The organism is Pseudomonas sp. TH37 (assembly GCF_016650735.1).
Taxonomy (GTDB): Bacteria; Pseudomonadota; Gammaproteobacteria; order Pseudomonadales; family Pseudomonadaceae; genus Aquipseudomonas; species Aquipseudomonas farris.
On the sequence record NZ_JAEKFD010000001.1, the window covers coordinates 761,129 to 785,073 of the forward strand.

Sequence of the window (23,945 nt, forward strand, 5' to 3'; positions counted from 1 at the left end):
AACTCAGGGAAGATCAAATGAAGAGCAGCACCACTCTCCTCATCACCTGCTGCACGGTTTTTCTCGCTCAATTGGGCATGAGCATTTATCTGTCGGCGCTGCCGGAAATTGCCCGGGATTTAACCGCCGATGCCTCGCAGGTTTCATGGGGGCTGGCGGTGTATCTGATCGGCATGGCGCTGCCAATGCTGTTCTGGGGCAGCCTGGGTCAGCGCATTGGCCGCAAACCGGTGCTGCTCGCGGCGCTCGGTATCTATGGGGTGGGTAACCTGGCCCTGCCCCTGGGCCAGACACTGGAGTCGTTCCTGTTTTTTCGACTGATTCAGGGTGTAGGCGCCAGCGGAATTTCGGTCATGGCCCGGGTGTTGATCCGCGACAGTTTTCGCGGCGACCTGCTGGCCAAGGCATTGTCCTGGATATCGATTTCCTTTGTGGTGGCGCTGGGTATCGGCCAATACCTGGGGTCGATTATCCAGGTGGCGCTGGGTTGGTCGGCGATTTTCTACTTGTTGGGTGGCGTGAGCCTGTTGATGGCGGTGGTGGTGGCGCGGGTCACGTTCCCGGTGCTGGCAGCAGAAAACACACGGTCATCCGCCTGGACGAGTTACTGGCACATTCTGGGTCATCGGGCGTTCTTGTTGCCGGCCCTTGTCGGCGGCTTGGGGTACGGGGTGATCGTCGCATTCAACACCGCGGCGCCGTTGATTCTGCAAGGCCCCTTCAACTGGTCGGCAGTGGAATACGGATTGTTGGGTTGGCCAATCAGCGCGGCCTATTTTCTCGGGGCTGTGGCGGTCAATCGCTTTGTGTTGCGCACCGGTCAGCGCCAGCTGATGACGGCAGGCGTTGGGCTGGTACTGGCGGGCAGCACAGTCATGTTGCTGGGTAGCATCGCCGGTACGTCGATAGCGCTGCTGTTCTGGTTGCCCTATTGTTTTGCGGTGTTTGGCCAGTCGCTGAATTACCCGATCAGCCTGTCCCTGGCCAACGAAGGTTCGCCGGTTGGCGGTGCTTATGCGATGGCATTGAGCGGTTTCATTCACCAACTGATGGCCGCCACTATCGGCGGTATCGCCAGCCTGATAGCGAGCCAGCAGGCATGGCCATTGTCGCTGTTATGCACCTTGCTGGCCGTGGGCGCGCTGCTTTGCGTAGTGTTCGCGCCCGGCCGTCGAACCACTTAGAACGCGCTGCGGAAAATCTCCTCGATCTGCCGCTGATCCGCCTTCCGTGGATTGGTCAGTCCACAGGCGTCTTTCATGGCATTGCCGGCAAGCACCGGAATGTCGTTGAGCCGGGCACCGAGCTCGCGTAAACCGGCGGGAATTTCCACATCCTTGGCCAGGTTGCGAATGGCCGCGATGGCTGCCTGAGCGCCCTCTTCCGGGCTGAACCCGCGAACGTCGGCGCCCATCGCGCGGGCAACATCGGTCAGGCGGTCGGCGCAGACCAGCGCGTTGAAGCTTTGCACATGAGGCAGCAACACCGCATTGCACACGCCATGGGGCAAGTCGTAGAACCCGCCCAACTGGTGGGCCATTGCGTGGACATATCCCAAGGACGCATTGTTGAACGCCATACCTGCGAGGAACTGCGCGTAAGCCATGTTTTCCCGCGCGATCATGTCACTGCCGTCGCGTACGGCCAGACGCAGGTTATTGCTGATCAAGGTGATGGCTTTCAGCGCACAGGCATCGGTAATCGGGTTGGCGGCCGTGGAGACGTAGGCTTCGATGGCGTGGGTCAGTGCGTCCATGCCAGTGGCGGCAGTCAGGCCCTTGGGCATGGCGACCATCAACGCCGGATCGTTGACTGACAGCAGCGGCGTGACGTTGCGATCGACGATGGCCATTTTCACGTGACGGGATTCGTCGGTGATGATGCAAAAACGGGTCATCTCGCTGGCAGTACCGGCGGTGGTGTTGATCGCGATCAACGGCATTTGCGGTTTGGCCGACTGATCGACACCTTCGTAGTCACGAATCGTCCCACCGTTTGTGGCGCACAACGCGATGCCCTTGGCGCAGTCGTGAGGCGAACCGCCGCCCAGCGACACCACGAAATCACAGCGACTTTCCTTGAGCAGGCCCAGGCCAAGTTCGACGTTGGCGATGCTCGGATTCGGCTTCGCGCCGTCGAAGATCACCGAGTCGATGTCCTGGATCGCCAGTTTCTCGGCAATCATCTTCGCCACGCCAGCCTTGGCCAGCCCGGTGTCGGTGACGATCAGCGCCTTGCGAAATCCATACTTGCGAATGGCGTCCATGGCTTCGTCGAGGCAACCAGTGCCCATGATGTTCACAGCGGGGATGAAAAACGTACTGCTCATGCGCGAGTCTCCTGGCTGAAGCCGAATCAACAGCACCGATCCGGCGGGTGCGCACAGGATCGGCCCATTAGTCGTGCGGTAACTTGATCTGGCTCAAGACCGGGTCGTGATAAAGTCGCCGTCCATCAGACCTTTTGCTTTGAGACAACGAACGCAATGACCGATTTCCAGGATGTCGATGCCCAACTTGAAGACTGGAACGCCTTGCGCACCACCGCCTCTTTCGGTGGCCTGCTGGTGGGTAACGGTTCCAGTCGTGCGGTATGGGACGACTTCGGCTATGACTCGCTGTTCGAAAACGCCCGCACCGTCGAAGAAAAGCCTCTGAGCCAATCCGAACTGAGCGTGTTCGACGCGATGCAGACGCGCAGTTTCGAACAAGTGCTTGGGGCGCTGAAAACCACCAGCCGGGTCAACAAGGCGTTGGCCGTCAGCTCTGCCGCGCCGCGCAATCGCTATTACGCGATCAAGGAAGCGCTGATCAACACCGTGCATGCGGTGCACATCCCTTGGCGGTTGGTGGTGCCCTCGACGCTGGCGACGATCAATCAGGAACTGGGCAGCTATCGAACGGTGTTCACCACCAATTACGACTTGCTCAATTACTGGGCGATCCAGCACCGGCCTGACGTTATTACCGATCTGTTCCAGGGCACCGAGCCGCGTTTTGATTTGAGCCTCACCGCGACAGACAAAACCCGGCTGCTGTACCTGCACGGCGGCCTGCATCTGGTGCGCAATCAGGACGGCACGGCGCGTAAATTGATGTCGACCGAGGGGACGTTGCTGGGCAGTTTCGCCATCAACAATACGATCAAGACCCTCGACGATGTACCGCTGTTCGTCACCGAAGGTCCGACCCAGGACAAGCTCAAAACCATTCGCAGCTCGGATTACCTGTCGTTCTGCTACGACCAGTTACTGGGCCATGGCGACGGGTTGTGCATCTTCGGGCATGCCCTTGGCGAGCAGGACAGTCACATCATTCATGCATTGCGCCAGGCAAAGCCGAAGACAGCGGCGATCTCGATTTACCCGCGCAGTAAAGCGTTCATCCAGCATCAGAAGCGGCATTACACGAAGGTGTTTGAGGGGACGGGAGTGGAGCTGCGGTTTTTTGATTCGAAGACGCATGCGCTCGGTAGTCCCAAGCTGACCGTACCGGTCGAGGTTTAGCTGCGCCTAGGCCGGCCCTTTCGCGGGCAAGCCCGCTCCCACAGGGATTGAATGCCGCCGAACCAATGTGGGGGCGAGCCTGCTCGCGATAGCGGTCTGACATTCAACATTTATGTTGACTGTTATGGCCTCATCGCGAGCAGGCTCGCTCCCACATTAGGTATCCGGTGTGTTTAGAGCACCGGCAAGGTTTTGTCCTTGATCACCGTGGTCGGGCCGTTGGCTTTAACGCTGGCGATGCCTTTATCCCTCGCGGCATCCGATGAGTAGGATTCGCTGCTGCCGATGATCTGATGGTTGGCAGCCTTGAGGTTGAAGTAGGGATGACCGTCCTTGGTGGTTTTTTTCTCGTAGCGTTCGTCCAGCGGACTGTTGGCCTGAACCGAGGCGATACCGCTATCGGCCGCGCCGCGCGTGGTGTACAGCTCACTGGTCAGAATGGTTTCGGCGTTGGCCGCTTTCAATACAAACTTGAACTGACCGTTGCTGGTTTTGCTCACTTCGTACCATCCAGACATGCTTTTTCTCCTTGGCGATTGAGAGGTTTCGCGCTTCAGAGTAAAGACCAAGTCAGGATTTCTGTCGCCTGTACCAGCCCCTTCGCGGGCAAGCCTCGCTCCTACAGGTTTTGGGCCGGACGCAAAAATTCGCGGTCAACCGAATCCTGTGGGAGCGAGGCTTGCCCGCGAAGGCGTCCTCAAAACCGACACAAACCGCCCTACTTCACCGCAGCCCGCACCACCGACAACTCAGGTGTCTGCACCCGTCTCTGGCTCAGGTAGCGCATGCAGCTGACCCGCAAGAACGAGGCGAAATTCACCACCTCGCCGCGGTAGTCCATCACCTCTTCATACAGCTTGGCGATCAACTGATTGGTGGTCATGCCGTCGACCTCGGCGATTTCGCTGAGGATGTCCCAGAACTGATTCTCCAGCCGCAGGGTGGTCACCACCCCGCAGATGCGCAGCGAGCGGGAGCGCGACTCGTAGAGAATCGGATCGGCCTTGACGTAGAGCTCGCACATGGAAACGTCCCTCGTTACAGCGTGATTTTGGTGCCCAACAACCCGAGGAAACCGGCCAGCCAGCTCGGGTGCGCCGGCCAGGCTGGTGCAGTGGCCAGATTGCCTTGAACATGACCTTCCGTCACCGGGATATCGATGAACGTGCCGCCAGCCAGGCGCACTTCCGGAGCACATGCCGGGTAGGCGCTGCACTCGCGGCCTTCAAGAATGCCTGCCGCGGCCAACAGTTGCGCACCGTGACACACGGCGGCGATCGGTTTGCCGGCCTTGTCGAACGCTCGCACCAGGTCCAGGACTTTTTCGTTCAGGCGCAGGTACTCCGGCGCACGACCGCCCGGCACCAGCAGCGCGTCGTAATCCGCCGCGTCTACCTTGGCGAAATCGAAGTTCAGGGCAAACAGGTGACCGGGTTTTTCGCTGTAGGTCTGGTCGCCTTCGAAGTCATGGATTGCTGTGCGCACGGTCTGGCCGGCGGCTTTGTCCGGGCAAACGGCATGCACCGTGTGGCCGACCATCAGCAGTGCCTGGAATGGCACCATCACTTCATAGTCTTCGACGTAATCGCCGACCAGCATCAGAATTTTTTTAGCAGCCATGGGGAGGACTCCTCTGGAAAATGCGTGGGCATGCAGGAGTATTCAAGGTAGTCCTTATCTGGCGGGGTGGGTAATAACCGGTTACTACCTGATGGACCGCGTTATCGTTCATCGCGGGCAAGCCACGCTCCCACAGGTTTTGCATCGGCCGCAAGAACGGCACAAGACCTGTGGGAGCGGGCTTGCCCGCGAAAGCGTCCGCAAACTGTACGCCTATCTTTGCGCCTAGCTGTAACAGCGGCATAACCAGCGTTTGTGGCTAGATGAAGACTCTTCCCGCCACCCTCGATTCTGGTTGCCATCATGTCCTCGCGCGAAAACACCGGCATGGCCCTCGGCCTGCTCGGCGTCGTTATCTTCAGCCTGACCCTGCCCTTCACACGGATCGTCGTGCAGGAACTTCATCCGCTGCTCAACGGCCTCGGCCGTGCGCTGTTCGCGGCAATTCCGGCGGCGCTGCTGTTGCTGTGGCACCGGGAAAAATGGCCCACCTGGAAGCAGGTCAAAGGCCTGACGCTGGTGATCGCCGGGGTCATCCTTGGCTTCCCGGTGTTGTCGGCCTGGGCCATGCAGACGTTGCCCGCTTCCCATGGTGCACTGGTCAACGGCTTGCAACCGCTGTGTGTGGCGCTGTACGCCGCGTGGCTGTCCCATGAGCGTCCGTCGAAAGCCTTCTGGGCCTGCGCCGCGTTGGGCAGTGCGTTGGTGCTCGGTTATGCGCTGATCAGCGGCGCGGGCAGCATTCAGGCCGGTGATTTGCTGATGCTCGGCGCGATTGCCGTGGGTGGGCTGGGTTATGCCGAAGGCGGCCGGTTGGCCAAGGAGATGGGCGGCTGGCAGGTGATCTGCTGGGCGCTGGTGTTGTCGACGCCGCTGCTGATCGGACCGGTGCTGTACCTGGCGCTGCAACATCAAGGCGAGATTTCAGCCAAAACCTGGTGGGCGTTTGGTTACGTCTCGCTGTTTTCGCAATTCATCGGGTTCTTTGCCTGGTACGCCGGGCTGGCCATGGGCGGCATTGCCCGGGTCAGCCAGATTCAGTTACTGCAGATCTTTTTCACGATCGCATTTTCGGCGTTGTTCTTCGGTGAGCATGTCGAGCCGATTACCTGGCTGTTCGCAGCCGGGGTGATCGTGACGGTGATGTTGGGCCGCAAGACGGCGGTGCAACCCGCGCGTGTTGCCACGGCATAAGGCAAGATCAAAAGATCGCAGCCTTCGGCAGCTCCTACAGGGACAGCATTAACAGTGGATTTCGGATCGATGCGATCGGTGTAGGAGCTGGCGAAGCCTGCGATCTTTTGGCGGTTCCGGAAATGCAAAAGATCGCAGTCTGCGGCTGCGCCTACAGGTAACCGTCAGCCCGCAGCAATGTTTCCAGGCAATGTTCGCTGATGTGATAGAAATCCTTCAGTTCCTGAATCTTCACCAACAGCTGAGCCGGGTCCACCGGTTCGGCGCGTTTGACCGCCAGGATCATCTTGTTCTTATTGGTGTGGTCCAGCGAGATGAACTCAAAGACCTTGGTCTCGTAACCACAGGCTTCCAGAAACAACGCACGCAAACTGTCGGTGACCATTTCCGCCTGCTGACCTAAGTGCAGACCGTATTGCAACATCGGCTTGAGCAGCGCCGGGCTCTGGATCTGCAGGCGGATCTGCTTGTGGCAGCACGGTGAGCACATGATGATCGAAGCGCCGGAGCGAATGCCGGTGTGAATCGCGTAGTCGGTGGCGATGTCGCAGGCATGCAACGCGATCATCACGTCCAGTTCGCTCGGCGCGACGCTGCGCACGTCACCGCATTTGAACACCAGCCCCGGGTGCTCCAGCTTCGCAGCCGCGGTGTTGCACAGGCTGACCATGTCTTCGCGCAGCTCGACGCCGGTCACCTCGCCCTCGGCCTTCAAAGTGTTGCGCAGGTAGTCGTGGATCGCGAACGTCAGGTAGCCCTTGCCCGAGCCGAAATCCGCCACTCGCACCGGTTTGTCCAGCGCCAGCGGCGACGAGGTCAGTGCATGGCTGAAGACTTCGATGAACTTGTTGATCTGCTTCCACTTGCGCGACATCGCCGGGATCAGCTCATGCTGCGCGTTGGTCACGCCAAGGTCTTTGAGAAACGGCCGGCTCAGGTCGAGAAAACGGTTTTTCTCGCGGTTATGCTCGGCGGACGGCACTTCGCGCAATTGCTGAGGTTTGCTCTTGAACAGCGAAGATTTGCCTTTTTTGCTGTATTCGAGCTGGGCTTCGTCGGTCAACGACAGTAAATGCGCATTTTTGAACGATGCAGGCAACAGCGCAGCAATGGTTGCCACGCCTTCGGCAAGCGGCAGATTCTTGGTGATGTCGCGGGTCTTGTAGCGATAGACGAAGGACAGGCATGGCTGATCCTTGACCGTCAGCTGCTTGATGATCAGCCGCTGTAAATCCGCTTCGCCACCGACGTACTTGGCCAGCACCAGTTTGATGAAGGCGTTCTGATCGAGGCTGGTTTGCAGCAGGTCGATGAACTGGGCATGGTGATCCGGCGCGAGGCTGGCGGGAGTGGCGGTGACAGACATGGGAAAAAACGGCCTCGGGCGGTGCGGATCGGGGAATGGTGGGTATTTTAGGGGGGATGGCCGTTCGGGACACGCAGTTATTTGCCGAACGGTGCAGAATCAAAAGATCGCAGCCTTCGGCAGCTCCTACAGGGAACCGCGATCTTTTTATTTAGCTCAACACCACCAACCGATTCGGCAACTCATTGCGCACATGGGTCACCGGCACATGCACCTTGAGCAACTCGCCGCATGCCTCGATGCACGTCACAAAGCCCTGCAACGTCTGCCCCTGTTTCACCTGCTGCGTAAACGCCGCCACAATCGCGTCCCAGTTCTTGTTGTCCAGCCGTTTGGAAATGCCTTCATCCACCAGAATCTCCACATAGCGCTCGGCCTCGGAGACGAAAATCAGCATGCCGGTGCTGCCCACGGTATGGTGCAGGTTTTGCTCCAGGAACTGCCGACGCGCCAGGTTCGACGCCCGCCAGTGACGAACCGTGCGCGGGATCAGGCGCGTGGTAACTTTCGGAATACGAAACGCCAGGCACAGCACGATGAAGCTGAGCCATTGCACCAGCAACAGGCTGTGCATGGTCATCCAGCCCGTCAGGTAATGCACGATACCCGGCACCACCAGCGCCAGCAGACTGGCCCAGAGCAGCGGGATGTACGCGTAATCGTCGGCGCGAGCCGCAAGCACCGTCACCAGTTCGGCGTCGGTATCGCGCTCGACCCGGGCAATCGCCTCGGCGACTTTGCGTTGTTCGTGTTCAGTCAGTAATGCCATGTTTATGAATGCCTGCTCGCTATTGTTGTTTTTACCTGCAGTGTGATCACCAGCCGCCCGACGAACCGCCGCCCCCGAAACTGCCCCCGCCGCCGCTAAAGCCCCGCCGCCACCGCCACCAAAACCTCCGCCGCCGAAACCGCCTCCCGAGCCGCCACGGCCTCCGCCGCTTGGCAGAATACCGAACATCTGCCCGACGAAGATCGTCAGGATGAACAGCATCAGCAGCAGCACGAACAACCCCGGATGCCGCCCAACGAAATCACTCTCCTGATCACCGCGCGGTTCATACACCGTCGACGGTTCGTCCAGCGGATTGCCGCCCAGCACCACCAGCATCGCCGCGACCCCGTCGCTGATGCCTTTGCTGAAGTTGCCCGCCTTGAACGCGGGCGTGATCACCTGATGGATGATCACCGAACTCTGCGCATCGGTCAGGCGACCTTCCAGGCCATAACCGACTTCGATCCGCAGCTTGCGCTCGTCACGGGCGACGATCAGCAGCGCGCCGTTGTTCTTATCCTTCTGGCCGATGCCCCAGTAGCGCCCCAACTGATAACCGAAATCCGCGATGTCAGCACCCTGCAAATCCGGCAATGTGACCACCACCAATTGCTCGCCGGTGGTTTTTTCGTGGGCGTTGAGCTGTTGCGTCAGCTGCTCGCGCACCGCAGGCTCGATCATCTGGGCGTTGTCCACCACCCGCCCGGTCAATTCCGGGAACTTCAACTCGGCCTGGGCCGCCAGGGCAAACACCCAGAACACCAGCACCAGGCCCACTTTCAACACGCGCATTGGCAACCTCATCCTTGGTGACGCTTCAAGCCCGTTCCGGCGCTTACTGGAACTTCACTTCAGGCGCTTTCTCGGCACCGGGGCTGGTGGCCTCGAAGGTTTCGCGGATTGGCAGATCGCTATACATCACGGTGTGCCACAGGCGACCGGGAAAGGTGCGGATCTCGGTATTGTATTTCTGCACCGCCAGGATGAAATCGCGACGCGCCACGGCGATGCGGTTCTCGGTGCCTTCAAGTTGCGATTGCAGTGCCAGGAAGTTCTGGTTGGCCTTGAGGTCCGGGTAGCGCTCGGACACCACCATCAACCGACTCAGCGCGCCGGTCAGTTGATTCTGCGCCTGCTCGTACTGTTTGAGTTTTTCCGGATTGTCCAGCGTGCTGGCATCCACCTGAATCGACGTCGCCTTGGCGCGAGCTTCGATCACCGCGGTCAGGGTTTCTTGCTCATGCTGGGCATACCCCTTGACGGTTTCCACCAGGTTGGGAATCAGGTCGGCGCGACGCTGGTACTGGTTCTGCACCTGGCCCCAGGCGCCCTTGGCCTGTTCGTCGAGGGTCGGGATATTGTTGATACCGCAGCCGGTCAGTAGTGTTGTCAGCCACATCAAGGCTGCAACCCGCAGGCTCGACCGATAATGGTGTCGTACATTCATCTGGTTGATGCTCCCTTGCACATTCCGTTGATGAAACAACCTGCGAACTCTGACCCGACTCTTGGGGCATAATCTGCGCCGCTACTGGATTGCATCGAGCCAATGGGCTAAAAGATGCCCAGCACTGAGACTCTGCAGAAGTGTGCTGCATTTACCTGAACAACAATAGTCGCTCCCCAAATTTTGGCTGACCGGCGTGTATTCACTGCCGTTTAGGCTTTTGAGAAAACAATTCATGAAGAAGCTGTGTTTGCTGGGCCTGTTCGTCAGCCTGGCCAGTCATACCGTATTGGCCGCCACGACGCCCGCACCTATAGAGAACAAGGACGCCTTCATCAGTCACCTGATGAAGCAAATGACCCTCGATGAAAAGATCGGCCAGTTGCGCCTGATCAGCATCGGCCCGGAAATGCCTCGGGAGATGATCCGCAAGGAGATCGCTGCCGGCAATATCGGCGGCACCTTCAACTCGATCACCCGCGCCGAAAACCGTCCGATGCAGGACGCGGCCATGCGCAGCCGGTTGAAGATCCCGATGTTCTTCGCCTATGACGTGATCCACGGCCACCGCACCATTTTCCCGATTCCGCTGGCCCTGGCCTCGAGCTGGGACATGGACGCCATTGGTCGCTCCGGGCGCATCGCCGCCCAGGAAGCGGCGGCTGACAGCCTCGACATCACCTTCGCACCGATGGTCGATATCTCCCGCGACCCACGCTGGGGCCGCACGTCCGAAGGCTTCGGCGAAGACACCTACCTGGTTTCTCGGATCGCCGGCGTAATGGTCAAGGCCTTCCAGGGCAGCGGTGCGAACGCGGCCGACAGCATTATGGCCAGCGTCAAGCATTTTGCCTTGTACGGCGCGGTAGAGGGCGGTCGCGACTACAACGTCGTCGACATGAGCCCGGTCAAGATGTACCAGGACTACCTGCCACCGTACCGCGCGGCGATTGACGCCGGTGCCGGCGGGGTGATGGTTGCGCTGAACTCGATCAACGGCGTGCCGGCCACTGCCAACACCTGGCTGATGAACGATCTGCTGCGCAAGGAATGGGGCTTCAAGGGCCTGGCAGTCAGCGATCACGGGGCAATTTTCGAGCTGATCAAGCACGGCGTCGCCGCTGACGGTCGCGAAGCAGCGAAGCTGGCGATCAAGGCCGGCATCGACATGAGCATGAACGACACCCTCTATGGCAAGGAATTGCCAGTGCTGTTGAAGGCCGGTGAGATCGAACAGAAAGACATCGACAACGCCGTGCGTGAAGTGCTCGCCGCCAAGTACGACATGGGCCTGTTCAAAGACCCGTACCTGCGCATCGGCAAGGCCGAGGATGACCCGGCCGACACCTATGCCGAAAGCCGCCTGCACCGCGCCGAGGCCCGTGATGTCGCGCGCCGCAGCCTGGTGTTGCTGAAGAACCAGGGCGACACCCTGCCGCTGAAGAAAACCGCGAAAATCGCGCTGGTCGGTCCACTGGCCAAGGCGCCGATCGACATGATGGGCAGTTGGGCTGCTGCTGGCCGTCCTGAGCAATCGGTGACCTTGTTCGACGGCATGACCAGTGCGCTTGGCGCGCAGTCGACGCTGATCTACGCCCGTGGCGCGAACATCACCAGCGACAAGAAAATCCTCGATTACCTGAACTTCCTCAACTTCGATGCGCCGGAAGTGGTGGATGATCCGCGCTCGGCCAATGTGTTGATCGATGAAGCGGTCAAGGCTGCCAAGCAAGCGGATGTGGTGGTGGCAGCGGTGGGTGAATCCCGTGGCATGTCCCACGAATCGTCGAGCCGCACTGATCTGAACATCCCGGCCGCCCAGCGCGAGCTGATCAAGGCGTTGAAAGCCACCGGCAAACCGTTGGTGCTGGTGTTGATGAATGGCCGCCCGCTGTCGATTCTCGAAGAGAAAGAGCAGGCTGACGCGATTCTGGAAACCTGGTTCAGCGGCACCGAAGGCGGCAACGCCATCGCTGACGTGCTGTTCGGCGACTACAACCCGTCGGGCAAACTGCCGATCACCATCCCGCGCTCGGTGGGTCAGATTCCGACCTACTACAACCACCTGAGCATTGGCCGGCCGTTCACACCGGGTAAACCGGGCAACTACACCTCGCAGTATTTCGAAGACACCACCGGACCGCTGTTCCCGTTCGGCTTCGGTCTGAGCTACACCCAGTTCAGCCTGACTGACATGGCGCTGTCGTCGACCACACTGAACAAGACTGGCAAGCTCGACGCCAGCGTCGTGGTGAAGAACACCGGCAAGCGTGACGGCGAAACCGTGGTGCAGCTGTACATCCAGGACGTGACCGGTTCGATGATCCGCCCGGTCAAGGAACTGAAGAACTTCCAGAAAGTATTGGTCAAGGCCGGCGAACAGAAAGTCGTGCACTTCACCATCACCGAGGATGACCTGAAGTTCTACAACGCCCAGCTCAAGTACGCCGCAGAACCGGGCAAGTTCAACGTGCAGATCGGCCTGGACTCCCAGGACGTGACGCAGCAGAGCTTTGAGTTGCTGTAATTAGTCCTACGCCACAAAAACCTGTGGGAGCGGGCTTGCCCGCGATGAGGCCATAACATTCAACATCTATGTCGAATGTGAGGCAGCCATCGCGGGCAAGCCCGCTCCCACAGTGGTTTAGGGTGTTGCGGAAATTGGGCTCAGCCCCGTCGATCCAGCAGATTCACCACCAGCCGATCCACCCATCCCCACACCCTCTGCTTGACCCGCCGCCACAACGGTCGGCGTTTCCATGCTTCGAGGCTGACTTCCTGGCTCAGGGCAAAGTCATTTTCGAAACTCGCCGCCACCGCCCGGGTCAGTCCGGGGTCCAGGGCTTCGAGGTTGGCTTCCAGATTGAAACGCAGATTCCAGTGATCGAAGTTGCATGAGCCGATGCTTACCCAGTCATCGATCAACACCATTTTCAGGTGCAGGAAACACGGCTGGTACTCGAAGATTTTCACCCCGGACCTGAGCAGACGCGGGTAGTAGCGATGCCCGGCGTAGCGCACCGATGGGTGATCGGTGCGCGGCCCGGTCAGCAGCAGCCGCACATCGACGCCACGAGCTGCCGCCCGGCGCAGTGAGCGGCGGACCTTCCAGGTCGGCAGAAAATACGGCGTGGCCAACCAGATTCGGCGTTGGCCACTGTTCAGCGCGCGAACCAGCGATTGCAAAATATCGCGGTGTTGGCGGGCGTCGGCATAGGCGACCCGGCCCATGCCCTCGCCCATGGCCGGCACTCGCGGCAAGCGCGGCAAACCGAAGTGCGCAGTGGGTTTCCAGGCGCGACGATGGCGGTTGGCGATCCATTGGCGATCGAACAGCAACTGCCAGTCGAGCACCAACGGGCCGCCGATTTCCACCATCACTTCGTGCCATTCGCTGGTGTCTTCACCCGGTGTCCAGAACTCATCGGTGACCCCGGTACCACCGACCACCGCCAGGCATTGATCCACCAGCAGCAGCTTGCGGTGATCGCGATAAAAGTTGCCCACCCAACGGCGCCAGCTCAGACGATTGTAGAAACGCAACTCGACACCGGCGGCGATCAGGCGCTGACGCAAGGTCAGGGTGAACGCCAGGCTGCCATAGTCATCGAACAGGCAGCGCACCCGCACGCCGCGCTCGGCCGCCTGGACCAGCGCCTGAACCATGGCCTCGGCGCAGGCTCCCGCCTCCACCAGGTACAGTTCCAGTTCGACTTGTTCTTCGGCGCGGGCAATCGCTACCAGCATTCGCGGAAAAAACTGCGGGCCATCAATCAGCAGTTCAAAGCGGTTGCCGTCGCGCCACGGGAAAATTGCGCCGCGCATTCTCAGCGCGCCGTGAAAATCAGCACCGCACCCACCGGTACCGACAAACTGATGGCCGACAAACCGGCAACCTTGCGCAAGCTTTCCAGGCCCGGAGCCAGGTCGAAATCTTCAGCGCTGATCACCAAAGGCTCAAGGGTCACCACCTGGAAGCGTCGATCATCGAGACGGGTCGCCAGCAGTTCGGCGTTGTATTGGTGTTGTTTGCCATGCAGGTTGACGGTCAGCGGCAAGCGCAACTCCAGTTGCGCACCGGGCGCCAGGTCGTTGATCGGCCGCAGATCGATTTGCGTGGTGATCAGCGCTTCGGGAAACGTCTGGATCTCGAACAGTTCCTTGCGCATGCGTTCGTCGCGCAACGGAATGCCGCTGTTGACCGACTCCAGCTCGACCTCCACCTGCGCCAGGCCCTTGGGATCGACCTTGCCGTGTAGCACCAGAAAGCGCTGCACTTCGGAGATGTTGGCGTTTTTAGTGCTGATGAAAGACAGCCGCGAGGACTCGCCGTCCAGATACCAATTGGCCTGGGCCGACACGGTGACACCGGCCAGCAGCAGGAAAGCGAGGGTTTTGCAGACAAAGCGGTTGAACATAGAGACTCATGGGCAGATAAACCTGAGCGAACCTTAACTGGCCGTGGGCACATTGCAAACCGCACAGATCAAAAGATCAAAAGATCGCAGCCTTCGGCAGCTCCTACAGGGTTGCACGCGGTCGATGTAGGAGCTGCCGAAGGCTGCGATCTTTTCAGGGCATCAACCGACAGCCTTGGCGTTCACCAACCCAAACAGCGCTATTGCTGCGTCCCATACCACCAACCGTCACACGCTTGCTCGCGGCGTCATCGACGAACCCGCTGGTGGGCAAATACTGCTTCACATAGCTCTGGCAATACTCCACCGGATTGTTCATCACATACCGGCAAGAACAATATTCCTTGGCGGTGTAGGCGCTGATGATGTCCGGGAAAGCCCATAGCGCCACCCGCTCCTGCCAGATCCAGCCAAGCAAGGCGATCAGCAGCACCAGCAACAGCGTGCTGAATGGCCGACGGCGAATAAAACTGCGGCGGCTCATGGCTGCACCTTCATGGCAAACGCCTTGAGCGCGAGTCTGAGCAATTCGTTGTGCCGATAACTGCCATCGCGATCATCGCCGTAGCGCACGATCACCAGCTTCTCGCTGGGAATCACGTACATCGCCTGACCCCAATGACCCAGCGCGGCGAAGGTATCGGCGGGGGCATCGGGCCAAGGTTGTGTCGCGCCATCCACCGCGCGATTGAGCCACCAGTGAGCGCCGGGCACTGCTTCATCCTGGTTGGCTTGATAGCGGGCGAAAGGCTCACGACTGAAGTCGACCCAATCCTTAGGCAGCAATTGCCGCTCACGCCAACGACCGTCGCGCGCCATCAACAGGCCGACCCGCGCCAGATCCCGGGCGGTGAGGTAGGCATAGGACGATGCGACAAACGTGCCCGTGGCATCCGCTTCCCACACCGCAGTGCGAATTCCCAAGGGTTCGAACAGCGCGGTCCACGGATAATCCGGATAACGGGCCGGGCCGACGATGGTTTTAAGTGCAGCGGACAGCAGATTGCTGTCGCCGCTGGAGTAGCGGAATGCCTGACCGGGTTTGGCGTACTCGTCGTGGTCGGCAGTGAACGCGGCCATGTCGCGGTGACCACGGGTGTAAAGCATGGCCACCACCGAGGACTTCAATGGGGCATATTCGTAGTCTTCCTGCCAGTCCAGACCGGAGGCCCAGTGCAGCAGGTCGGCCATGGTCATGGCGGGGTGTTTTTCCAGCGGTGGATAGAACTTCACCGCCGGGTCCTGCAGTTTGAACAGCCCTTCGCCATAGGCCACCCCGAGCACCGCGGCCATCAGGCTTTTGCTGATGGACCAGGTCAGGTGCGGTGTTTCAGCAGTGGTCGGGCCGGCGTAGCGTTCGTAGACGAGTTGGCCGTCGCGGATCACCAGCAAAGCATCGGTGCGAATGCCTTGGTGAGTGGCTTCGTCGCGGGGTGGGAAGGCGTAACTCTCCAGGGCCTGAAGTGCCGGGCCGGTGACTTTCGAGCCGGGCGACCATTGCTCGGCTGGCCAGTTTTCGGCCTGAGCCAAGAGGCTGAGCAGCAGCATGACAATCAGGGACAAGCCTTTGAACATGAGGGGCGCTCGGAGAGATGAACCTGCAGAGCCTAGTCGAGCTTGATGACAGTTTTGAAATTTGCGTCGCCAATGAGGCCGCCATCGCGGGCAAGCCCGCTCCCACATGATCTGCGTCGTACACAATATTTTGCACACCAGAGATCCTTGTGGGAGCGGGCTTGCCCGCGAAGGGTCCCTCCAACCTTACGACAATCCCGCCAACGCCTTGGCCAACCGCTTGCCCCGCGCCCCTGCCGCCAAATCCATCACGGCCTGATCGCGCTGCCACATCGCCGCCCATTGTGGCGGGCCATCGGCCAGGGCCTGATTCACTTCAGCCTTGAGCCCATCGAACTGCGCAAATAACCCGCCCAGCAATACATGCCCGGCCGGATTGTTCGGCGCCTGGCGGCTGACTTCCGCGCACCCGGCCAGCAGCGCCAGTAAACGCAGTTGCAAGGTTTGCGGCCAGTCGCTGTCTTGGCCCACGCCGTACAGCCAAGCGGTCATGGCGCTCAGCACATAGGTGTCTTCAAGGGTGCGGAACGGTTTGACGTAAGCGTCCCAGCCATCCCCTGCGAGCAATTCACACAACGCGTTGTCGAGAAACAACCGGCCGTGGCCTATGTCTGGCATCAATGGCATCGGCGCGAGTTTTTCCAGACGCACACCCGGTTCGCCGGGGTAAACCACCGCAAGGTTCAAGCGCGGCACTTCGCCGGGTTCTTCACTGCGAGCAGCGACCAATAGCCAGTCGGCGGCATCGCCAGCGGTGACGAAATCCTTGCGCCCGCTCAGACGCAAATCGCGCAGCCGGGTCTGCATGTCCGCCACCCGCAAACTGCGCTGTTCGGTCGCGCACAACGCGCCGAGGCTCAGCGGCGCGCTCGGCCAGAGCATGCGCAACGCCGCCTGATAACCCACCAAAAATGCCAGCCCTGGCGTCGCCATCAGCCGTCCGCCGGCCACCGCCAATTCGAACGGCGACACCGCGCCCAATTGTTGCAACAAGGTTGCAAAGCCTTCGCCCAGGTCCGGGTTGGTGGGCAGACGATCGCGGCGTTTCAACAGGGTTTGCCAGGGCATAAGAGGCTCCTTGTGGGCTGTCATATAAGCATCACCAAAGCTTCATGGCGATGACACCGGGGCTACATAGCCTGACTTTGCACAACACGGCTGCATAAAGAAAGTCGATCGGCTGCAACCCAAGACGGGTGGCCAGCCCGTACGGAGACTCACAATGACTCAGATCGCCCGCATCAGCGACACCGGCAATGAACGCCGCCTGCAAGCCGAACGCCTGGTGGGCGCCGAGGCGTTGCAGGAAGCCCAGGCCTTGCGCTTCAACGTGTTCAGCGGCGAATTCAACGCCAAGCTGAAAGGCGCGGAGCTGGGTCTGGACATGGATGACTATGATGTTCACTGCGCCCACATCGGCGTGCGTGACTTGAACACCGGGCGCCTGGTGGCGACCACCCGTTTGCTCGACCACACAGCGGCCAGCAGCCTTGGCAAGTTCTACAGCGAAGAAGAATTCAGCCTGCATGGCCTGGTCCATCTGAAAGGGCCGATCCTGGAAATCGGTCGCACCTGCGTCGACCCGGCCTACCGCAACGGCGGCACTATCGCCGTGCTCTGGGGTGAACTGGCCGAAGTGCTGAACCAGGGCGGTTACAGCTATTTGATGGGGTGCGCGAGCATTCCGATGCAGGACGGCGGCATTCAGGCCCACGCGATCATGCAGCGCCTGCGCGAACGCTACCTGTGCACCGAACACCTGCGCGCCGAGCCGAAAAAACCACTGCCGACGCTCGATATTCCGTCCAACGTCATCGCCGAAATGCCGCCGCTGCTCAAGGCCTACATGCGTCTGGGCGCAAAAATCTGCGGCGAGCCGTGCTGGGACGAAGACTTCCAAGTGGCTGACGTGTTCATCCTGCTCAAGCGCGACGAGCTCTGCCCGCGCTACGCCAAGCACTTCAAGGCGGCTGTATGATGAGCCGCTTGCGGGTGTACGCGCGAATTGCGCGAGTGCTTCTGGTGGTGACGTTGGGCTTGAGCATGGCCAGTCTCTTCGGGTTGTTCGAGCGACTGGGGATTGCCCATTCGATGGTCCGTCGCCAGCGTTGGTCGCGGTTTTTCATGGCGCGGCTGAGCAATGCCCTGCCCTTTCGCGTGACCGTGCATGGTGAATTGCCAAAGGCGCCGATGCTCTGGGTCAGCAATCACGTGTCCTGGACTGACATTCCGTTGCTGGGCATGCTCACGCCGCTGTCGTTCCTGTCCAAGGCCGAAGTGCGCACCTGGCCGGTGGCGGGCTGGTTGGCGGCCAAGGCCGGCAGCCTGTTCATTCGCCGTGGTTCAGGCGACAGTCAGTTGATCCGCAAACAAATGACCCGCCATCTGGAGCAGGAACATCCGCTGCTGATGTTCCCGGAAGGCACCACCACTGATGGCCGCTCGCTGCGCACATTTCATGGTCGTTTGCTGTCAGCGGCGATCGATTCCGAAGTGGCGTTGCAACCGGTAGCGATTCGTTATTTGCGCGATGGCGAACTCGATACCCTGGCACCGTTCATTGGCGATGATGATTTGCTGTCGCACCTGATGCGCTTGTTCGCCAATGATCGGGGTGAGGTGGAAATTCATCTGCTCAAGCCGATCGAGTGCCAGGACCGGGAACGTGCGGCGCTGGCGTTCGAAGCGCAGCAGGCGGTGCAGAAGGCGTTGTTTGGGGCGATTCCGGAAATGCAGCAAATCCCTATGCGCCCGGCTATTGCTGCTTAATCACAAATCCCTGTGGGAGCGGGCTTGCCCGCGATGGCGGCTTAACATTCAACGGTAATGTTGAATGACATACCGCAATCGCGGGCAAGCCCGCTCCCACAGTTATTTATGTAGTTGGATAGTTTTGGGCAAAGTCCTGCAGCTCGGGATAGAACAACCGGAAATCCTCGCTCAACGGTTCGTACAACCGTCGTAACTCCTGCATCGCCTCGGCCAACTCCTCGGGCCGGGTCAACCTGCGCGAAATCCCCCGCAGCACCTGCTCCAGCACCGCGAATTCCCGGTAAGAACCCAACCAGTCATTGGCCACCATGTGCGGCGCAATCATCGCCAGGCGCTCCGGCAACTGCGGCTCGGCGGACAGCACCCGGTAAACGTCCGAAGTGAACTGCGCCAGCGGACGGTCGGCGTACAACTCCCAGTCCCGCGCCAGGCAGTGGTCGAAAAACACATCGAGCACGATCCCGGCGTAACGCCTGCGCGTAAGGGAAAACCGCGACAAGGCGATGTCCACCAGCGGATGGCGGTCGGTAAACACGTCGATGCTGCGGTGCAACTGAATGGCCGCTTCGATCTCCGGATCGAACTGCCCTTGCAGCCGTCCTTTGACGAAATCGCCATACAGACTGCCGAGCATTTGACCGGGGCGCTGGCCACCGAGGTGCAGATGTGCGAGATAGTTCATGCGCGCAGCTTAACACTGCGCCACCAATATCGTTATAACCCGATATACCGATTTACACGGTCATCAGACCAAAATCATATTGGTATATCGCGAAGTACCGATTTAAAGTTCGCCTCATCGCGATATAGCGTTTTACTCATCACGAGCCCAAACCATGACCATCGACCTCGACGAAATAATAAAAGCGCTGGCACACCCAGTACGCCGAGACATCCTCATCTGGCTGAAAGACCCCAAGGTCCAGTTCCCGGAACAGCTCCACAACCATGAGTACGGCATTTGCGCCGGACAGATCGATCAACGCTGCGGCCTGTCGCAGTCGACCGTGTCCGCCCATTTGGCGACCTTGCAACGGGCGGGACTGATCAGCAGCCAGAAAGCCGGTCAATGGCATTTCTTCAAACGCAACGAGGACGTGATTCAGGCGTTCCTCGACGCCATCGACAAGGAGCTCCGCGCTCCGACAAGGAACTGACAATGCCCCTCTCGCTACTCATTCTGGCCTTAAGCGCCTTCGCCATCGGTACCACCGAGTTCGTCATCATGGGCCTGCTGCCCGAGGTGGCGGCCGATCTCGGTGTGTCGATCCCCGGCGCCGGCTGGCTGGTGACCGGTTACGCCCTGGGCGTGGCCATCGGTGCACCGTTCATGGCACTGGCCACCGCCAGACTGCCGCGCAAGGCCGCTTTGGTAGCGTTGATGGGCATCTTCATCATCGGCAATCTGCTCTGCGCCCTGGCCAGTGACTACAACGTTTTGATGTTTGCCCGTGTGGTCACCGCGCTGTGTCATGGCGCCTTCTTCGGCATCGGTTCGGTGGTGGCGGCAGGTCTGGTACCGGCCAACAAACGTGCGTCGGCCGTGGCCCTGATGTTCACCGGCCTGACCCTGGCCAACGTCCTCGGCGTGCCGCTGGGCACCGCGCTCGGTCAGGAAGCCGGCTGGCGTTCGACCTTCTGGGCGGTGACGGTGATCGGTGTGATTGCACTGATCGGCCTGATTCGCTTCCTGCCGGCCAAGCGCGATGAAGAGAAACTCGACATGCGCGCCGAACTGCGCGCTCTCAAGGGAGCCGGCATCTGGCTGTCGTTGAGCATGACTGCGTTGTTCGCTGCCTCGGTCTTCACCTTATTCACCTATGTCGCCCCTCTGTTGGGCGAGGTCACCGGAGTCTCGCCACGCGGCGTGACCTGGACCTTGATGCTCATCGGTCTGGGCCTGACGGTCGGCAACATCATCGGCGGCAAGCTGGCGGACAAAAGCATGGCGGCGACGCTGATCGGTGTGTTCATCACCATGGCGGTCGTGTCCACCGTGCTGACCTGGACCAGCATTGCCGTGATCCCGACCGAAATCACCCTGTTCCTCTGGGCCACCGCGTGCTTCGCCGCCGTGCCCGCCCTGCAAGTGAACGTTGTGACCTACGGCAAGGCGGCACCGAACCTGGTATCGACCCTGAACATCGGCGCTTTCAACGTCGGCAACGCGCTGGGTGCCTGGGTCGGCGGCAGCGTCATCGCCCACGGCTTCGGTCTCACCAGCGTGCCGCTCGCGGCTGCCGCACTGGCAGTACTCGCCCTGCTGGTGACCCTGATTACTTTCCGTCAGAGCGGCGATCCCAAACTGGCCCCTGCTACTTCTAACTGATCTCCAAAAGAGAGCTATTAAATGACGACTATTTTCGATCCGATCAAACTGGGCGACCTCGAGTTGGCCAACCGCATCATCATGGCGCCGCTGACCCGCTGCCGCGCCGACGAAGGCCGTGTGCCGAACGCGCTGATGGCCGAATACTATGTGCAGCGCGCCTCCGCCGGCCTGATCCTCAGCGAAGCGACTTCGGTCACGCCAATCGGCGTGGGCTACCCGGACACTCCCGGTATCTGGTCCAACGACCAGGTGCGCGGCTGGAGCAATGTGACCAAAGCAATCCACGGCGCTGGCGGCAAAATTTTCCTGCAACTGTGGCACGTGGGCCGGATTTCCCACCCCTTGTACCTGAACGGCGAAGCACCGGTCGCGCCGAGCGCCATCCAGCCCAAGGGTCATGTCAGCCTGGTGCGTCCATTGGCCGACTTCCCAACCCCGCGTGCCCTGGAAAGCGCTGAAATCGCCGATATCATCGACGCTTACCGCGTGGGTGCCGAGAACGCCAAGGCTGCCGGTTTCGACGGTGTGGAAATCCACGGCGCCAACGGTTACCTGCTCGACCAGTTCCTGCAAAGCAGCACCAACCAGCGCACCGACAACTATGGCGGTTCCCTGGAAAACCGTGCGCGCCTGTTGCTGGAAGTGACCGATGCCGCCATCGAAATCTGGGGCGCGGGCCGTGTGGGTGTGCACCTGTCACCGCGTGCCGATCTCCATGACATGGGCGACGACAACCTGTCCGAGACCTTCACCTATGTCGCTCGCGAACTGGGCAAACGCGGCATCGCCTTCATCTGCTCGCGCGAGAAAGAAGCCGGCGACAGCCTCGGCCCACAACTGAAAGAAGCCTTCGGCGGCCCGTACATCGCCAACGAACGCTTCACAAAGGACAGCGCCAACGAGTGGCTGGCCAGCGGCAAGGCTGATGCGGTGGCGTTCGGTGTACCGTTCATTGCCAACCCGGATCTGCCGGCACGCTTGAAGGCCGATGCGCCGTTGAACGAGGCGCGTCCGGAACTGTTCTATGCGAAGGGGCCGGTCGGTTACATCGACTACCCAGCGCTGTAAACGTCTGCCGTAAAAATGCAAAAGCCCCGACTCGAAAGAGCCGGGGCTTTTGCGTTGGAAGATCAAAAGATCGCAGCCTTCGGCAGCTCCTACAGATCCTGTCAGCGCTTGCGCTGTCCCCAGGCGACCGCAAGACCACTGAGGCAAATCACCGTGATACCGATCACACCAAAGCTGTCCGGGGTATGGTCGAAGATCAAATACCCGTATATCCCGGCAAATAGAATCTGCCCGTAACTGAACGGTGCCAGCATCGCCGGCGCCGCATGGCGGAAAGCCTGGGTCAGCAACATGTGACCGAGCATGCCGCAAGTGCCCAGCCCAATCATGAACAGGCCATGCAGCAGCGTCGGCGTGCTCCAGAAGAACGGCAACAGTGCAGTCATGATCAGGCTGTTGATAATGCCGGTGAGAAAGTTGCTGGTGGTCGGGCTGTCGATACCGCTGAGCAGGCGGGTGAGCAATTGATAGAAGCCAAAACACAAGGCCGAGCACAGTGGCAACAAGATCGCCGGGGTGAACAGCGCACCGCCGGGCCGCACGACGATCAACACGCCGACAAATCCACCCAGCACCGCCAGCCACTGATTGCGGGTTACCCGCTCATGCAGCAGCGGTACGGACAACGCGGTCACCAATAAAGGAGCAAGAAAGGTGACGGCGGTGGCTTCAGCCAAGGGGATGTAACGCAGGCCGGTAGTGAAAAACAGGCTGGTGCCGATCAGGCACAGAGCGCGTAATAACTGCAAACCCGGACGCTTGGTGCGCACTACCACCGAGAAACCACTGCGTGGCACGAAAATCACCAGCATCAACAAGGTGTGCACCACGTAGCGCGCCCAAACCACCATCACGATCGGATAGAACCCGGACAGGTACTTGGACAACGTGTCGTGACTAGCGAACAACAAAACCGCCAGGCAGATCAGCGCGATACCCTTTATCGGCTGCTCGGCGCCCTTGTAGCCCGGGTTGTTAACATTCATTCACAGACTCGACACAAAATTCCTACAAAATACGTAGCTCGCTACCTATCAACCTGGCAAACGTACGTATATAAAAGCCCCCCATTACAGAAAGGCGAGCGAAGCAGGGACATTTCCCCCGCTTCAAGTCTTGACACAAATGGATCCAATTACGCATTTTGTTTCAATTGCGCAGGCTCGGACTCAAGCGCAGCATATCCAACCCTGTATCGACGCAACGCTCGGCTTCGGTGTGCAGTTGAAAACTGTCGGGAGCCAACAGCCACTGATACAGGGTGCCATCGATATACGCATGCAGGCTGATGGCCGCGCGGGCAGTGTCGAGGTTTTCCGGCAACTGCCCGCGATTCACCGCATTACTCAGGGCTAGAGCGATTCGCACATTGCAATCGAGACTGGCCGTTCGGCGCTGCTGGCGCAGATCGCACATTTCATCGGTGAACTCGCACTTATGAAACAGAATCTCGTTGATGCGTCGGGTTTTCGGGTCCAGGGCAACTTGATGAAACAAATGAATCAGCAGCTTGCGCATGCAGCCCAGCGGATCGAGTTCATCTTCGCTTTCACTGGCCTTGGCCATTTCATCCAGCGGCTCATGCAAGGTATCGAGCATCGCCTGCACCAGATCCGCCTTGTTACTGAAATGCCAGTAGATGGCCCCGCGAGTCACGCCGGCCAGGGTCGCGATATCCGCCAGCGTCGTGCGTGCCACGCCCCGCTCGTAAAAGGCTTTTTCTGCCGCTTCGAGTATCTGGCTTCGGGTTTCTTGAGCTTCCTCTTTGGTACGACGGACCATGGCAGTAAAACCTCAATCAGGGTGCTTCAGCGATGTCTGAATATCAGCTGAATAAAAGTGGGGCGAGCGCTCTTGGGCGTCTCATCAGGCCTAC

Annotated in this window: 24 protein-coding genes and 1 pseudogene; 9 read left to right on the forward strand and 16 right to left on the reverse strand. The window is 60.0% G+C overall.

Annotation, left to right across the window (positions count from 1 at the left end; translation table 11 throughout):
• Window positions 1–17: 17 nt before the first annotated feature.
• A complete protein-coding gene (locus JFU11_RS03605; RefSeq protein ID WP_123721986.1) occupies window positions 18–1,184 on the forward strand; it encodes a multidrug effflux MFS transporter in 1,167 nt (388 codons plus the stop codon).
• On the opposite strand, the gene yiaY is transcribed toward JFU11_RS03605, so the two are convergent.
• Complete coding sequence (gene yiaY / locus JFU11_RS03610; protein ID WP_123721987.1) at window positions 1,181–2,329, reverse strand: L-threonine dehydrogenase; 1,149 nt, start codon at window positions 2,327–2,329, stop codon at window positions 1,181–1,183. The genes JFU11_RS03605 and yiaY overlap by 4 nt on opposite strands.
• Before the next feature lie 156 nt (window positions 2,330–2,485).
• Here yiaY and JFU11_RS03615 point away from each other — a divergent pair, with 156 nt between their 5' ends.
• Complete coding sequence (locus JFU11_RS03615; RefSeq protein WP_201059808.1) at window positions 2,486–3,505, forward strand: DUF4917 family protein; 1,020 nt, start codon at window positions 2,486–2,488, stop codon at window positions 3,503–3,505.
• A gap of 173 nt (window positions 3,506–3,678) precedes the next feature.
• On the opposite strand, the gene JFU11_RS03620 is transcribed toward JFU11_RS03615, so the two are convergent.
• From JFU11_RS03620 to JFU11_RS03630, 3 genes are all read right to left on the reverse strand, one after another.
• Window positions 3,679–4,023, reverse strand: coding sequence for a YegP family protein (locus JFU11_RS03620; RefSeq protein WP_008010829.1), 345 nt, complete (start codon window positions 4,021–4,023; stop codon window positions 3,679–3,681).
• Between the two features lie 200 nt (window positions 4,024–4,223).
• Window positions 4,224–4,529: a ribbon-helix-helix domain-containing protein gene (locus JFU11_RS03625; RefSeq protein WP_007903755.1), complete on the reverse strand. Its 306-nt coding sequence runs from the start codon at window positions 4,527–4,529 to the stop codon at window positions 4,224–4,226.
• A 14-nt stretch (window positions 4,530–4,543) separates the two neighbouring features.
• A complete protein-coding gene (locus JFU11_RS03630; RefSeq protein WP_123721989.1) occupies window positions 4,544–5,125 on the reverse strand; it encodes a DJ-1/PfpI family protein in 582 nt (193 codons plus the stop codon).
• A gap of 303 nt (window positions 5,126–5,428) precedes the next feature.
• On the opposite strand from JFU11_RS03630, the gene JFU11_RS03635 reads away from it, so the two are divergent.
• Window positions 5,429–6,319: a DMT family transporter gene (locus tag JFU11_RS03635; protein ID WP_201059810.1), complete on the forward strand. Its 891-nt coding sequence runs from the start codon at window positions 5,429–5,431 to the stop codon at window positions 6,317–6,319.
• Between the two features lie 151 nt (window positions 6,320–6,470).
• On the opposite strand, the gene JFU11_RS03640 is transcribed toward JFU11_RS03635, so the two are convergent.
• The 4 genes and pseudogenes from JFU11_RS03640 to JFU11_RS03655 all read right to left on the reverse strand — a co-directional run bounded on the left by JFU11_RS03640 (window position 6,471) and on the right by JFU11_RS03655 (window position 9,904).
• Complete coding sequence (locus JFU11_RS03640; RefSeq protein ID WP_201059811.1) at window positions 6,471–7,685, reverse strand: SAM-dependent methyltransferase; 1,215 nt, start codon at window positions 7,683–7,685, stop codon at window positions 6,471–6,473.
• A 151-nt stretch (window positions 7,686–7,836) separates the two neighbouring features.
• A complete protein-coding gene (locus JFU11_RS03645; protein WP_201121222.1) occupies window positions 7,837–8,454 on the reverse strand; it encodes a TPM domain-containing protein in 618 nt (205 codons plus the stop codon).
• Between the two features lie 46 nt (window positions 8,455–8,500).
• Window positions 8,501–9,249: pseudogene (locus JFU11_RS03650) on the reverse strand (TPM domain-containing protein).
• Window positions 9,250–9,292: 43 nt separating this feature from the next.
• A complete protein-coding gene (locus JFU11_RS03655; RefSeq protein WP_201059813.1) occupies window positions 9,293–9,904 on the reverse strand; it encodes a LemA family protein in 612 nt (203 codons plus the stop codon).
• Window positions 9,905–10,139: 235 nt separating this feature from the next.
• Between JFU11_RS03655 and bglX the strand changes: the two genes are divergently transcribed.
• Window positions 10,140–12,431: a beta-glucosidase BglX gene (gene bglX, locus JFU11_RS03660; protein WP_201059814.1), complete on the forward strand. Its 2,292-nt coding sequence runs from the start codon at window positions 10,140–10,142 to the stop codon at window positions 12,429–12,431.
• Window positions 12,432–12,571: 140 nt separating this feature from the next.
• Here the strand turns inward: bglX and JFU11_RS03665 are convergent, their stop codons facing one another.
• The 5 genes from JFU11_RS03665 to JFU11_RS03685 form a co-directional block, all read right to left on the reverse strand.
• Window positions 12,572–13,729 (reverse strand): phosphatidylserine/phosphatidylglycerophosphate/cardiolipin synthase family protein, encoded by a 1,158-nt coding sequence (locus JFU11_RS03665; RefSeq protein ID WP_201059815.1) that lies wholly within the window; start codon window positions 13,727–13,729, stop codon window positions 12,572–12,574.
• A 2-nt stretch (window positions 13,730–13,731) separates the two neighbouring features.
• A complete protein-coding gene (locus JFU11_RS03670) occupies window positions 13,732–14,322 on the reverse strand; it encodes a YceI family protein (RefSeq protein ID WP_201059816.1) in 591 nt (196 codons plus the stop codon).
• A gap of 154 nt (window positions 14,323–14,476) precedes the next feature.
• On the reverse strand, window positions 14,477–14,806 hold the full coding sequence (locus JFU11_RS03675) for an amidase (RefSeq protein ID WP_123719742.1): 330 nt from the start codon (window positions 14,804–14,806) through the stop codon (window positions 14,477–14,479).
• Entirely contained in the window at window positions 14,803–15,897 is a 1,095-nt protein-coding gene (locus JFU11_RS03680) for a serine hydrolase (RefSeq protein ID WP_201059818.1), read from the reverse strand. The genes JFU11_RS03675 and JFU11_RS03680 overlap by 4 nt, the downstream gene beginning before the upstream one ends.
• Window positions 15,898–16,083: 186 nt before the next feature.
• Complete coding sequence (locus tag JFU11_RS03685) at window positions 16,084–16,965, reverse strand: hypothetical protein (RefSeq protein WP_201059820.1); 882 nt, start codon at window positions 16,963–16,965, stop codon at window positions 16,084–16,086.
• A gap of 154 nt (window positions 16,966–17,119) precedes the next feature.
• Here JFU11_RS03685 and olsB point away from each other — a divergent pair, with 154 nt between their 5' ends.
• A complete protein-coding gene (gene olsB / locus JFU11_RS03690; protein WP_007903792.1) occupies window positions 17,120–17,875 on the forward strand; it encodes an L-ornithine N(alpha)-acyltransferase in 756 nt (251 codons plus the stop codon).
• Entirely contained in the window at window positions 17,875–18,666 is a 792-nt protein-coding gene (locus JFU11_RS03695; RefSeq protein ID WP_123719745.1) for a lysophospholipid acyltransferase family protein, read from the forward strand. The genes olsB and JFU11_RS03695 overlap by 1 nt, the downstream gene beginning before the upstream one ends.
• Window positions 18,667–18,772: 106 nt before the next feature.
• Here JFU11_RS03695 and JFU11_RS03700 read toward each other — a convergent pair whose 3' ends face one another.
• The gene (locus tag JFU11_RS03700) at window positions 18,773–19,351 is read right to left on the reverse strand and encodes an ACP phosphodiesterase (protein WP_123719746.1); all 579 of its coding nucleotides are present in this window, start codon (window positions 19,349–19,351) and stop codon (window positions 18,773–18,775) included.
• A gap of 154 nt (window positions 19,352–19,505) precedes the next feature.
• Between JFU11_RS03700 and JFU11_RS03705 the strand changes: the two genes are divergently transcribed.
• From JFU11_RS03705 to JFU11_RS03715, 3 genes are read left to right on the forward strand one after another with little or no spacing between them, the layout of a single operon-like run.
• A complete protein-coding gene (locus tag JFU11_RS03705) occupies window positions 19,506–19,826 on the forward strand; it encodes a helix-turn-helix transcriptional regulator (RefSeq protein WP_007903797.1) in 321 nt (106 codons plus the stop codon).
• A gap of 2 nt (window positions 19,827–19,828) precedes the next feature.
• On the forward strand, window positions 19,829–20,998 hold the full coding sequence (locus JFU11_RS03710) for an MFS transporter (RefSeq protein ID WP_052966918.1): 1,170 nt from the start codon (window positions 19,829–19,831) through the stop codon (window positions 20,996–20,998).
• 21 nt (window positions 20,999–21,019) lie between these two features.
• On the forward strand, window positions 21,020–22,069 hold the full coding sequence (locus JFU11_RS03715) for an alkene reductase (protein ID WP_123719747.1): 1,050 nt from the start codon (window positions 21,020–21,022) through the stop codon (window positions 22,067–22,069).
• 101 nt (window positions 22,070–22,170) lie between these two features.
• On the opposite strand, the gene JFU11_RS03720 is transcribed toward JFU11_RS03715, so the two are convergent.
• Window positions 22,171–23,055, reverse strand: coding sequence for a DMT family transporter (locus tag JFU11_RS03720; protein WP_201059822.1), 885 nt, complete (start codon window positions 23,053–23,055; stop codon window positions 22,171–22,173).
• A gap of 163 nt (window positions 23,056–23,218) precedes the next feature.
• Window positions 23,219–23,851 (reverse strand): efflux system transcriptional repressor EmhR, encoded by a 633-nt coding sequence (gene emhR / locus JFU11_RS03725; protein ID WP_123719749.1) that lies wholly within the window; start codon window positions 23,849–23,851, stop codon window positions 23,219–23,221.
• Window positions 23,852–23,945 lie beyond the last annotated feature (94 nt).